Here is a 12,417-nt window from a genome sequence, read left to right as displayed (position 1 = left end):
ATGACAAAAGAGCGCAGCTACCTTAAGACAGGTCACTGCGCCCCCAAATATGAACTTAGTTGTTCAACATGCGACCCGTTTGAGTTCTACTCGCCAAGACCGCTCTTGATGAGCTCGATGGCAGCAGCCAGAGCCTCGGCCTCGTCGGCGCCGTCGCACTTGACCTCGACCTCGGTGCCGCAGGGGATACCAGCAGCCATGAGGGCCATCGGGGACTTGCCGTTGACCTCCTTCTCGGGGGTGACGACCGTCACGTCACAGGCGTACTTGCCCATGGTGGAGGCGAACAGACCAGCCGGACGCATGTGCAGACCCTGAGGATTAACGAGGGTAGCCTTCTCAGAAACCATAGTTGACTCCTTTTTTGTGTTTAACCCCTGTCATGCATGTGGCAGGAGTCAGATTCACGACGTTGTTTATATTAACTCACATCAAACGGTTTTTCATTGTGTTTCGCACGAATTGTTGGACAGATGTCGTTCGCTGTCCGCTCGCCTGCCGGGCGGGGCGGTTAAGTTTGCTGCTCTACAGTCCTGCGCAAGACGGAAAGCACATTAAGTGCTTTCCTTTGCGTGCGGAACTCGCGACAAACTTAACCGCCCCGCCCGGCAGGCAAGCTGCGGAAACTCGGTCGGTCCAGAGCAATATCATGTGAACGGAATTCTGGCTAATTTTTTGTTCGCCTGGTTGATCTAGTTGATGGAGCCTATCTATACCCTCTTGTGGACTGAGGAGTGTCCCAAACTGCCGGCAGAAAAGGAACGTCCCTAAGTGCCGAGTTGAGATGAAAAAGGCGGAGGCCCTGGTGAGGGTCTCCGCCTATTTACAGGGGGCGATGTTATTCGCTGACTGCTGGATTAGACCAAGCGAGCGTTGATCGTCTTGGCGATCTCGGCGGCGTCGGTGGAACCCTTGACGGTGGCACGGAAGTCCTGGTCCATGAGTGCCTCGGCGACCTTGGACAGGATCTTGAGGTGCGTGGTGCCAGCCTGTGCACCCGGGATGAGCAGCGCGATGGCCACGTTGACGGGAGCGCCGTCCATGGTGTCCCAACCGGTCACGCCGGACTCGTCCTTGACGACAATGACAGCGGCCTCGGTAATGGCGTCAGATTTGGCATGCGGGATGGCAAAGCCCTCCATCATGCCCGTGGTGCCCTCGGCCTCGCGGGCCAGGAAGGCGTTCATCACGGCGTCGGCGTCGCCGGCGATACCGGCCTTGACAGCCTGGTTGGAGACAAAGCTCAGGGCCTCGTCACGAGAAGCGAAGTCCTCGGCGACAAAGACGTTCTCGACCTTCACGAAGTCGGCAGCCTCGGCCTTGGGAGCCTCGACAGCAGCGGCCTTGGGGGCCTCAACCGGCTTGGCTGCAGGGGCAGCCTTCTGGTTCTTCTCGAAGTCGTACTTCTTGAAGGCCACGAACAAGATGCCACCGACCACAGCACCGATGAGGATCGCGAGGACCCACAGCGGACCGTTCTCGACAACGGGCAGGACCAGGAAGCCGCCGTGGGGCGCCGGATCGTGAACGTTGAACATAATGGTCAGGATCGAGGCGATGGAAGAACCGAGCATCATGATGGGCATGACGGGCCAGATGTTCTTGGTCATGAACGGAATGGCGCCCTCGGTGATGTGGGTGCAACCAAGGATGAGGTTGACGACACCGGCGTCGTGATCCTCCTGGCTGAAGTACTTCTTGCCGACGACGACGGCGAAGGTGGTGATCAGCGGCGGAACGATGCAGGCGGCGGAAACGGCAGCCATGAAGTTGGTGCCGAAGTTGTAGGTCTCGGTGCCAACACCGGCGGCCAGGGCCTCGGTGAGCATAGCCGTACCGGTGACGTAAGCAGCCTTGTTAACCGGGCCACCCATGTCAAAGGCGCACATGCAGCCAATAGCAAGACCCAGGACAACGGCGCCAGAGGCAGACAGACCCTTGAGGAAGTCCATCATAGCGGTGTTGATGGCAGCCATGGGGCCGGAGATGCCGAGCATGACCAGACCGACGATGGCAGTCGAGAACAGCGGGTACAAAAAGATTGCCTTGAGGCCGTCCAGGTTCTTGGGCAGACCGGCAAAGACCTTCTCGAGCAGCAGGATGACATAGCCAGCGAGGAAGCCGCCGACGATGCCGCCCAGGAAGCCGAAGCCCACACCGGCGCCACCGGCGTCGATCATGCCGGTATCGGCGTTAACGGGCAGACCCTGGATGGCGATCATGCCGGCAACAAAGCCGGGGACGAGCGCCGGACGCTTGCCGATGGACTCGGCGATGTAGGCGGAAAGCACCGGAACCATGAGGTTCATGGCGATACCGCCGATAATCTTGAGCATAGCGGCAAAGCTGTTGTAGTCGGCAGCCGTCGAATCGAAGGACGTGATGCCCCACAGGAACGAAACGGCGGTCAGAACACCACCGGCGACGACGAAGACCAGCATGTGGCTGACGCCATTCATGAGGTGCTTGTAGATGACGTGGCCGATGGACTCCTTCTCCTCGACCTCGTCCTCGACATCGGCGGCAGCGGCAACCGTATCGTCGCCCTTGGCGGCGAGCGCGCGGTCAATCAGCTTTCCGGCGGCCTCGACGGACAGGGCCTTGGAAACGCCGACGGAAACCATGGGCTTACCGGCGAAACGCTCAGCCTGGACATCCTTATCGGCTGCGACGACGACGGCCTTGGCACCGGCGATCTCGCTCTTGGTGAGCTCGTTCTCGACACCGACCTGGCCATGGGTCTCGACCTTAATGGTCAGACCTCGCTCGGCAGCTGCCTTCTCCAGCGCCTCCTTCGCCATGAAGGTGTGCGCGATACCGGTCGGGCAACCGGTGGCGGCGATGATGTCAAACTTAGCCATGTGTCCCTCCTTCTTGAGTACTGCGCCCGCAGGCGCTCCCCTACACGCGCGTCCTTGCGCGCTTTTCCACAACTGAAAGATACCAACCCAGCGCTTTCGCGGAAAGGAAAATGTCCCAATTCTCCGGTGAAAGGTTCTTTCATAACCGTAAACGGTAGGTGAAAGTTTACCATCAACACTTGAAACGGCAAGGTGTATCTTGTAATTGAAAATGCCCGTATACTATGGCATTGAAAAACGAGTCCTATATTTCATGCCAACCAGGAGCCATCCATGACCGATAGCAGCAAGAGCGCGCTCTCCCTTATTAGCACTCATCAGGGATATAGTGGATCCGAGCAGCGCATTGTCGACTATATATTGGAGCACCAGTCCGAAGCGCCGCGCCTGACGGCCGCCCAGCTTTCGCGTGCCGCAGCCACGTCCGAGGCGACGGTTTCGCGCTTTTGCCGCAAGCTGGGCTTTGGCAGCTTCCGCAGCTTTCAGTTTTCGTTGGCGCGCGACTTGGAGAGTCAGCGCAACGAGGGCCTGACCGACGAGGTCTCGCTCGACAACATGGAGCAGAGCCTTAAAAATATCTTGGCTGCCAAGGTCAGCGAGCTTAACGCGACCATCGACGGGATTGACCACGATACGCTAACGGCCGTTGTGCACGCGTTAAAGAATGCGGGCGTTATTGAGTTTGCGGCCGTAGGCAACACCAACGCCGTCGCGCTCGACGCGACGTTTAAGTTTTCGCAGCTGGGCCTTCGCTGCATGGCGAGCACCATCAGCGAGACCTCAATTGGTTTTGCGCTCACGTTGCGCCCCGGCGACGTTATCGTGCTGATCTCGAACTCCGGCAAGTCGCGCCGTCTGAATCGCATGGCAAAAGCGGCTCGCGACTGCGGTGCCACCGTGGTCGTCATCAGCAGCGACAGCAAGTCTCCACTTGCGCGCCTAGCCGACTACACCTTTAATACAGTGAACCACGAGGCGCTGCTGACAACGGGCGACTTCGCGTTCTCCAAGATGAGCGCCACGATGATCATCGAGGTTATCTACAACTTCCTGCTGCCCGAAATTGAGGACGCACGAGAGCACATCAGCTACTACGAGGAGCTCATCCAACCGGACAAGGTCGTGGAGTAGGTTTTAACGGGGGACGTTATGTACCGTTCCCACAAAACTATGCCGGTTTACTACGATGAAATCGGAATATGCGACCACATCGCGTTTTAAAAGAAAACCGCAAGCGTTCTACCTGCGGTTTTCTTTTTACAATTTTAGCTGTGCTCGAGCTATGCCGATTCATCGTAGTAAACCAGCATAGTTTTTGCCGATCGGACCTGAAAAGGAAGCGGCGGGGCAAGAATTACTGATATTTTGTCCCTCAACACCGCCAGCTCGTTCTAACCTCGAGCCTCTTCCAACATCTGCCTGGCGTGCGCTAGGCTTGCCTCCGACTGATCGCCGCTGAGCATGCGGGCAATCTCGGCGGTACGGGCGTCCCCAGTCACCTCGTCCAGATGCGTCTGAGGAACGTTGCCGGATTCCTTGCTCACCACGTAGTGTTTGTCGGCCATAACGGCGACCTGCGCCAGGTGGGTTACGACGATGACCTGATGCGTGGCGGCAAGATCGGCCAGCACACCAGCAAGAGCACGAGCCGTGGAACCACCGACACCGGCATCGACCTCATCAAACACGAGCGTATCGACACCATCGGCATTACCCAAAACCACCTTGCTCGCCAGCATAACGCGGCTCAGCTCACCGCCCGAGGCGATGCGGCGCAGAGGGCGCGGTGTGAGGCCGGCACCGCTGCGATACAGAAGCTCGTAGCTCGAAGGGCCCGCGGGTGTCCACTCAGCGCGAGGGAGATCGCGGGACTCCCAGACCAGCTCAGCGCCGCCCATCTCGAGGCGTGCCATCTGACGACCCACCTCGTGACAAAAACGCGGGGCTGCCGTATTGCGTGCGCGCTTAAGCGCCTTGGCAGCGGCGAACAGTTCGTGCTCTGCCGCGCCGAGTGCCTCGCGTGCCTTCCTAATCTGCACGTCACCATCGTCCACCAGCGATAACAACTCCCGCGAGCGGTCACGCATGGCAAATACATCGTCCATGGTGGGACCCCACTGCCGCAGAAGTCCCTTAAGGTCGGAATACCGCTCTCGCATGCGAGCGAGCTCGCGAGGATCGAACGCAACACCATCGCGATAAGCACGCAGCTCATTGGCGCAATCCTCGAGTGAGATGCAGGCGTCCGAAAGTGCGTCGGCGATGTCACCCAGTTTGCGATCGACGGTCGCCATGCGCGACAGTTCTGCCACAGCGCCGTTCACGGCATCGAGCGCTCCCCCTTCGGAAGTAAGCGATGCATGGGCGTCGTTGGCCGTCGCCACCAGCACCTCGGCATGCTCGGAGCGCGGCAGCAGCTCCTCGAGCTCCTCATACTCACCCGGCTTGGGGTCGATCTCGGCGATGCGCTCCAGGGCGAAGCGCGCCTCCTCGACGCGACTCCCCTGCGCACGCGACGCCTCCTCTACGCGACGGACCTCCTTGGCAGCCGCACGCGACACCCTAAAGCAGGCACGGTACTTTTCCAGTGCCTCGAGCGCAGAGCGACCAGCCCAGGCATCGACCATGGCAACATGATGTGCCGGATCGAGCAGGCGCTGATGCTCGTGCTGGCCGCACAGATCCATCATCACGCCGACGCGCTCGGAAAGCTCGCGCACGCTGGCAATGCGACCATCAATCTTGACGCGGCTGCGGCCCTCGGCAGAAAGGCTGCGCTGCACGGTGAAGCCCTCCGTGTCGTGCGGGCCATCGAACAAGCGCGCCTCGACGCTCGCAAGCGCCTCGCCCTCGCGCACGGTCGAAGAATCCGCGCGCTCGCCCAAAATGAGCTTAAGCGCCGAGAGCAGCGCAGTCTTGCCGGCGCCGGTCTCGCCGGTCAGGACAGTTAGGCCCGCGCTGGGCACCAGCGTCGCCTCGCGAATGAGCGCAATGTTTGAAACCTGCAGCTCATCGATCATGACGAACTCCGTAGAATACGCGGCTCACCGAGTTATAGAAGCTCTCGGGGCCATAGTCGAGCAGCAGAACATCGCCGGGACCGCGACGCACGGCTACGCTCTCGACGGTACCATCGCAGGTAATAAACTGTCCGTCGATAGCGATGGCAGGTACACTCGGTCGGTCGTCAGACATAAAAATCTCGACGACATCGCTCGGCGAGGTCAAAAAGGCACGGGCCTGAATAGTATGCGGCGCGATAGGCACGCAGACCATGCCCGTGTAATCCGGGCTCACGATAGGACCGCCGGCACTGAGGGCATAGCCCGTGGAACCAGTTGCCGTAGACACGACCACACCATCGCCGCGCAAGCGATCGATATGGTGGCCCGAAACGGTGATATCGAACTCGACCATATCGGAAAGCGGCCCGCGCGTGAGCGCCATGTCGTTGAGGGCAAAAGAACGCACGACATCCTTGGTGCCGTCCTCGCGCACAGAAACGATGTCTGCAGCGATCGTGGCGCGACGACTCACGTGGAGCTCACCGGACAGGGCATCGCTCACAACCTGCAGAATATCGCGTTCCTCGGGACTGGCCGCCGTCAAAAAGCCCAGGTGACCATAGGAAAGACCCAGAATAGGAATCTCTCGATAGTTGAGGATGCGGGCGGCGCGCAGCAGCGTGCCGTCGCCGCCGAGCGTGATGACAAGGTCGGCACCATCCACGTCGGGCGTACTCTGGATCTTGGAGCGCTGGTCGGCAGCCCAAGCGACCTCGTAGCCCTGGCGCGTCAGCCAGAGCTCGAGCATCAGGCCGCTCTCGACCGCCTCTTGCTTGTAGTAATTGGGAACCAGAAAGACCTTCATAGCGTTGCAGCTTTCTCACTCAAAGCCGATACCTGGGATTGCAACTCGTCATCGGAGTGCTCGCTGGGGGCAAACCTCGTGCCGTACAGGAAAAACTCCACGTTGCCCTTGGCGCCATGGATGGGCGACACGCACACGTCAAGCGGGAACAGGCCCTTGGCGGCAAAGAGCTCAATCGCCGCCACGAGCGTGTCAACACGCACAGTGGGATCTGTCACGATACCGCCCTCGCCCACCAGCGCCGCCGGAGCCTCAAACTGCGGCTTCACGAGCGTGCAGAACGACCCCGTCGGCGTCAGGCACGCCAGCACGGCGTCGATGATGTTCGCGATGCTCGTAAACGACACGTCGCACACGGCCAGGTCGATTGCGTCGCCGTAGCCGAGCTCGGGCAGCTGCGTCACGTTGGTGCGCTCGTGGAGCGTCACGCGGTCGTCTTGGCGCAGCGACCAATCAAACTGGGCACGGCCCACGTCGACCGAAACGACCGTGGCGGCACCGCGCTTGAGCAGGCAATCGGTAAAGCCGCCGGTAGAGCAGCCTACGTCCAGGCAGGCAAGGCCCGTGGGATCGATACAAAACGCATCGAGCGCACCCTCAAGCTTAAGGCCGCCGCGCCCAACGTACGGAATGCGCCCCTTAACGTGCAGTGGCAGGCCCGGCGTCACCTTAAGCCCCGGAGAGGTCAAACGCTCACCGCCGCTCGAGACCAAGCCGGCCATAAGAGTGCGAAGGGCATCCGCGCGATCGGCGCAGATGCCCTGTGAAATCAGTTCGTCATCGAGACGCACGCGTTTCATGAATGCCATCAACCATTCGTATCCGGGGATGCAGCCTGCCTATCTTGGGACTCGTTTGCCGCATCCTCATCGTATTCCTGCTCGAGCTTGTCGGCCTCACGCGGCGTCAGCTCAAACTTGTCGACCATATCGACCGCACGGGAACCAAGCTCAATAGCCTCGTCAAACAAATCGAGCGAACGCTCCAGGGACGTATCCTTGGAGCGAACGGTGGCGATGATCTGGTCCAGGCGATCCGAGATCTCATCGAAGTTGCGGACGGAACCCTCTGGCATGGCTACTCCTCGACGGAGTCGGCCTCGACGGCCTCAGCAGCGTCCGGATCCTCGGCAAGTACACCGGCGGCAGCCTGAGCGGCAGCGACCTTGGCGGCCGCCTCGGCAGCCTGCGCCTCCTCGCGAGCGCGATCCTCGGCCAGCAGCTCTTGGTACAAATCCTCACCCGGCAGCTCCTCGCTGCGAGCGATCTTGCCCAGCACGCCGTTGACAAACGATGCGGACTGGTCGGTGCCATAGGCCTTGGCAAGTTCGACGGCCTCGTTGATAACAATAGCGTCCGAGACCTCCTCGTCGGTGAGGAAGCGCATCTCGTAGACGGCGATACGCAGCAGGTTGCGGTCGGCGCCGGGCATGCGCATAAGATCCCAGTTCTTGGCGACGGCGCGCAGGGCACAGTCGATGCGATCGATATGCTCGTAGGCACCGCGACAAAGCTCCAGCGCATAGGGGTCGAGGGGACCCTTCGAGATCAGGAAATCGCCCTCGAGGACGCGCTCGAGCGGACTGTCCGTGGCCTCGGCCTGGAACAGCAGCTGCAGCGCCTGACTGCGGGCAAGCGTGCGCCCGCGATAAACCTTAAGGCTCAAAGGTTACTCCTTGGGGAAAACGAGGCCGTCGATGCAAACGTCAACGCGCTCGACCTCAACGCCCACCTGGGCATCGATGGCAGCGACCACGGCAGCGCGAACGGCCTCGGCGAGTTTCTTGAACGGATAGCCAAAGAACACCACAACGCGCACGGTGAGTGCGAGCTTGTCGCCGGCGACCTCGGTCTCGACCGCCGGCTCGGAAGCCGGGGCCTTGGACGAGAGCATCATGGAGACAAGGTTGGTGGCAAGGTCCTTGACGCCAACGGAGGCGATGCCCTCGACATCCGTGACGGCGCGCGAGACGATGGCGGTCAGAACATCGGGCGAAATGCCGATGCCGTCAATCTTGATTTCCTGGGGCATGAGTCCTCCTAGAAGAGTTGGTTGCTAGACGCGGGAGACGAACTTGCCGTCGCGGGTGTCAACCTTGATGACCTCGCCCTCGTTGAGGTACATGGGGACCTGGATGACAGCGCCGGTGTCGATCGTGGCCGGCTTGGTGGAACCCTGAACGGTGTCGCCCTTAAAGCCCGGGTCGGTCTGGACGATGGTGGTCTCGATGAACATCGGCGGGGTCACGCCCATGAGCTCATCGTCGGCGAAGAGCAGCTGGCAGATGTCGTTCTCGCGCAGCCACTTGGAGTTCTCGCCCACCATGTCCTCGGGAACAGGAACCTGCTCATAGGTCTCATTGTCCATGAAGATGTAGTCGGTGCCATCGTTGTAGAGGTACTGGAACTCACGGGTGGTGAGCATGACGCTCTCGAACTTGGTGCCGGCGTTGCAGGTGTTCTCGACGACGCGGCCGCTCTTGATGTCGCGGGTCTTGTAGCGCACAAATGCGCCGCCCTTGCCCGGCTTGACATGCTGGAACTCGACGATGGTGTAGACCTTGTCCTTAATGCGGAGACCGAGGCCGTTCTTGAAGTCGGCGGTAGAAATGGTAGGCATATCGACCTTTCTTGTTATGGGCAGAACGCACAAGCGTCCAAATTACATACGACCAAAATTATACACTTGCAGACGGCGCCTGCAGCGAGCGCATAAAAAGAGAATGCGGGGCGTCCGAATCGATCCGGACGCCCCGCCCCAAAATCTATCGAAATGAGCTAGCAATCGATGACGTGGAGGTCATGCGGCGTCTTGGTGAAGGGCTCGTAGCCGTTCTCGGTGACCACGCCGTAGTCCTCCAGGCGCACGCCGCCCACGCCGGGCAGGTAGACGCCGGGCTCCATGGTGATAACCGAGCCAACCTCGATGATATTCTTGCTGCGGTTGAAGTTGGGCAGCTCGTGGATGTCGATACCAACGCCGTGGCCCAGACCATGGTTGTAGTAATCGCCATAGCCGGCATCGCCGATGATCTTCTTGGAAAGCTTGAAAATGTCGTTGCCCTCGACGCCCGGATGGATAGCGGCGACGCACTCCTCGTGGGTGCGGCGTACGAGCGCGTACAAGTCGAGCTGCTCCTGGGTGGGCTCGCCCATCACGACGGTGCGCGTCATGTCGGAGCGGTAGTCGCAGTAGCCCGCGCCGTAATCCATGAGGACGAAGTCGCCCTTCTCGATCACGCGATCACTCGGGACGGCATGCGGGTTGGCGGTGTTGGGGCCGCTTGCCACGATGGAGCCGAAGGCCAGGCTGTCGGCGCCGTTGGCGAACATAAAGTTCTCGAGCTCGTTGCGGACCTGTTTCTCAGTCATACCGGGCTTAATATAGCCGAGCATGTGCTGGAAGGCGGCGTCGGTGATCGACTGCGCGTGGCGCATGAGCTCGATCTCCTCGGCGTCCTTGATGGCGCGCATCTTACGGATGTCGTCATGCATCAGCGGCAGCATGCAGGCAACGGAGCGGTCCTCCAGGCCACGCTGAATACCCTGGTAGAAATTGATCTGCATGTCGTCCTCGACAGCGCAGACGCGGCACTTGTTGGCCGCGATCTTGCCGGCGACCCAGCCGGGGATGGTGCCCTCGTCCATGTCGTAGACCCAGGGGCTGCCGGCGGGCGTGTTCTCCTCAAAGCTGTTGAGATAGCGCGAGTCGGTATGGAACAGGCACTGGTCAGCCGTAATAAACGCAGCGTGCGGGAACTCGAAGGTGTAATCGAAGACGCCCTTGACGCCCGTAAGCCAACGAAGGTTGGCCTCGTCGCGCACCACGATAGCGTCGTAGCCGCGCTCAACCATCAGGGCACGGACACGCTCGATACGACCGGCAGGACCGGCAGCAAACTCAGACATGCAGATTCCTTTCTTGTTGTCTCAAAAAGTGCGGGACGGGTCTCAACCGAACGACGGAATAGCATGTGATCCACGACCGATTGAAACCCGCCCCTCAACATGATACGAAAGACGATGGATGTCAATAAATCTTAGAGCAGTTCTTTGCGAGAAGCCAAGTAGGCGTGAGCATGGCGCTCAAGAACCTCGTCCTCAACGCTCGTGAGACGAATGGCGCCGAGTGACGCGGGCAGCGGCAACATACTGCGGTTCGAGCGGACAAACTGCTGCCTGCGGAACTCCTCGATATATGCGGCGGGCTCCAGATCGAAGGCAAGCTCCTCGATACCAAAGTCCTCCAGGCAGTCATCGACCTCAAAGACGTAATCGATATCGAAGTCGCAGGCATCATGTGCAAGGCGCGCCTCAAAGCGCATGCCCTCGGACAACAGCTGGTAGGCAGGGACCTGCGAAGCGGCATCGCCCAAGCAGGCGCGCAGGGTGCGTTCCCCCATCTTGCCAAAATCGAGCGCATGGCGAGCGCTCGGGTTCGTGGCCGTCAGCACGTCCTTGCGGGCAGTCTGAGACCATTGGACGGCATTGACGAGCGCGACCTCCTCACCAGCAAGAATCTCGGGAACAGTCTCAATAAACTGATTCCAGCGCGACTTGCTGCTCGAAAGCATGGTGCCAACAAGTACCGCATAGCCGAGCTTGAGGTCCTCGGGGTCCGCTTCGCGAACAAGGTCGAGGTCACACACGACCAAGCCCGGTTCGGGACGGAACGCGATAGCGGGAAGCGCATTGGCCGACGAGGCGACGAGCGGCTTCATGGTCGTCGCGACCGTGAGCATGGCGTCGAAGGTCGTCGGCAACAGCGCGCACTCAGTTCGGCCGCACCACTGGTTGGCGCACCAGCTAACAACCGAGCAGGTTGCGGCATCGCCAACGGCGACAACCAGATCGTCGCAGGTAACGCCGTTGGCAGACAGGGCGCCAAAGATAGCATCGGCGTCGGCCAGCGTAGCACCGGCAGGCGAAACCTCGAGGACGAGCGGCGACACGGCAAAGCCGGCATCGACCAGAGCGTGCTCAACGATCTCGCCAAAGCGGTCGGAAACAGCGCTGTTCCAGACAACCATCGCACGCTTGGGCTTGCCCACGGCCGAGGCAAACATACGCGACAGCTCACTAAAAGCGTTAAAGCCGACGCGAACATCGACACTGCGATTTTGGAAATTGATCAGTTGACGGCGAATCATAGCAGTCCACGCTCCAAAAGCATCTCGGCACAAAGGTAGGAAACGTCCTCGAAGGACTTGTTGCGAATATCAAGGGTAATATCTGCGGCCTGGCGATACAGCGGACGGCGATGCTCAAACAGGCGCGCGGCATGCTCGGGCGAGCGGAAATCGGGGCGCGTGTCGGACCGACGAATCTGGCGAATCGAATCCTCGAAGTCGCCCTCGAGGTACACGCACGTACCCATATCGTGCATCAGCTCAATATTCACCGGTGTCTCGACGATACCGCCACCGCACGAAACCAACAAGCTGCGCTCGCTTTGGAGCGAACGGAGCGCCGAGGTCTCGAGCTCGCGAAAACGATCCTCGCCCTCGGTCTCAAAAATCTCGGTTACCGACTTGCCGCAACGGCGCACGACCAGGCGGTCGGTATCGATAAAACGCCGATTGAACATGGTGCCGACGTTGCGCGCGAGCGTCGACTTGCCCGCGCCCAAAAAGCCGATAAAGAAGATATGGTCGCAGCCGTGTTTGATGTGCTGAGACATGGTGAAA

Annotated in this window: 13 protein-coding genes; 1 reads left to right on the top strand and 12 read right to left on the bottom strand. The window is 60.3% G+C overall.

Annotation, left to right across the window (positions count from 1 at the left end):
* Nucleotides 1-86 precede the first annotated feature (86 nt).
* A complete protein-coding gene (locus DWZ15_RS03100; protein ID WP_022094575.1) occupies nucleotides 87-350 on the bottom strand; it encodes an HPr family phosphocarrier protein in 264 nt (87 codons plus the stop codon).
* Nucleotides 351-857: 507 nt separating this feature from the next.
* Entirely contained in the window at nucleotides 858-2,861 is a 2,004-nt protein-coding gene (locus DWZ15_RS03095) for a fructose-specific PTS transporter subunit EIIC (RefSeq protein WP_118449309.1), read from the bottom strand.
* Between the two features lie 273 nt (nucleotides 2,862-3,134).
* On the opposite strand from DWZ15_RS03095, the gene DWZ15_RS03090 reads away from it, so the two are divergent.
* Nucleotides 3,135-3,992, top strand: coding sequence for a MurR/RpiR family transcriptional regulator (locus DWZ15_RS03090; RefSeq protein WP_117655428.1), 858 nt, complete (start codon nucleotides 3,135-3,137; stop codon nucleotides 3,990-3,992).
* 260 nt (nucleotides 3,993-4,252) lie between these two features.
* On the opposite strand, the gene DWZ15_RS03085 is transcribed toward DWZ15_RS03090, so the two are convergent.
* The 10 genes from DWZ15_RS03085 to DWZ15_RS03040 all read right to left on the bottom strand — a co-directional run bounded on the left by DWZ15_RS03085 (nucleotide 4,253) and on the right by DWZ15_RS03040 (nucleotide 12,410).
* Nucleotides 4,253-5,881, bottom strand: a complete 1,629-nt coding sequence (locus DWZ15_RS03085; RefSeq protein WP_118449307.1) for a DNA repair protein RecN — start codon at nucleotides 5,879-5,881, stop codon at nucleotides 4,253-4,255.
* Nucleotides 5,871-6,731 (bottom strand): NAD(+)/NADH kinase, encoded by an 861-nt coding sequence (locus DWZ15_RS03080; RefSeq protein ID WP_117639364.1) that lies wholly within the window; start codon nucleotides 6,729-6,731, stop codon nucleotides 5,871-5,873. Before DWZ15_RS03080 ends, DWZ15_RS03085 begins: the two co-directional genes overlap by 11 nt.
* Nucleotides 6,728-7,531 carry a TlyA family RNA methyltransferase gene (locus DWZ15_RS03075; protein WP_117779231.1) on the bottom strand — a complete coding sequence of 268 codons (804 nt, stop codon included), beginning with the start codon at nucleotides 7,529-7,531 and terminating at the stop codon, nucleotides 6,728-6,730. Before DWZ15_RS03075 ends, DWZ15_RS03080 begins: the two co-directional genes overlap by 4 nt.
* Before the next feature lie 8 nt (nucleotides 7,532-7,539).
* Entirely contained in the window at nucleotides 7,540-7,806 is a 267-nt protein-coding gene (locus DWZ15_RS03070) for an exodeoxyribonuclease VII small subunit (RefSeq protein ID WP_089571754.1), read from the bottom strand.
* Nucleotides 7,807-7,808: 2 nt separating this feature from the next.
* Nucleotides 7,809-8,396, bottom strand: a complete 588-nt coding sequence (gene nusB / locus DWZ15_RS03065; RefSeq protein WP_118449305.1) for a transcription antitermination factor NusB — start codon at nucleotides 8,394-8,396, stop codon at nucleotides 7,809-7,811.
* 3 nt (nucleotides 8,397-8,399) lie between these two features.
* Nucleotides 8,400-8,762 carry an Asp23/Gls24 family envelope stress response protein gene (locus DWZ15_RS03060; RefSeq protein WP_118449303.1) on the bottom strand — a complete coding sequence of 121 codons (363 nt, stop codon included), beginning with the start codon at nucleotides 8,760-8,762 and terminating at the stop codon, nucleotides 8,400-8,402.
* A gap of 24 nt (nucleotides 8,763-8,786) precedes the next feature.
* Nucleotides 8,787-9,350 carry an elongation factor P gene (efp, locus tag DWZ15_RS03055; protein ID WP_117757241.1) on the bottom strand — a complete coding sequence of 188 codons (564 nt, stop codon included), beginning with the start codon at nucleotides 9,348-9,350 and terminating at the stop codon, nucleotides 8,787-8,789.
* A gap of 158 nt (nucleotides 9,351-9,508) precedes the next feature.
* The gene (locus DWZ15_RS03050; protein ID WP_117637706.1) at nucleotides 9,509-10,639 is read right to left on the bottom strand and encodes a Xaa-Pro peptidase family protein; all 1,131 of its coding nucleotides are present in this window, start codon (nucleotides 10,637-10,639) and stop codon (nucleotides 9,509-9,511) included.
* Between the two features lie 131 nt (nucleotides 10,640-10,770).
* Nucleotides 10,771-11,880, bottom strand: a complete 1,110-nt coding sequence (locus tag DWZ15_RS03045; protein WP_118449301.1) for a hypothetical protein — start codon at nucleotides 11,878-11,880, stop codon at nucleotides 10,771-10,773.
* Nucleotides 11,877-12,410 carry a shikimate kinase gene (locus DWZ15_RS03040; RefSeq protein ID WP_118449299.1) on the bottom strand — a complete coding sequence of 178 codons (534 nt, stop codon included), beginning with the start codon at nucleotides 12,408-12,410 and terminating at the stop codon, nucleotides 11,877-11,879. The genes DWZ15_RS03045 and DWZ15_RS03040 overlap by 4 nt, the downstream gene beginning before the upstream one ends.
* Between the last annotated feature and the right edge of the window lie 7 nt (nucleotides 12,411-12,417).

The organism is Collinsella sp. AF29-7AC, assembly GCF_003475665.1.
In the GTDB taxonomy this organism is placed as follows: domain Bacteria; phylum Actinomycetota; class Coriobacteriia; order Coriobacteriales; family Coriobacteriaceae; genus Collinsella.
This window is presented reverse-complemented; position numbering and strand designations above follow the sequence as displayed.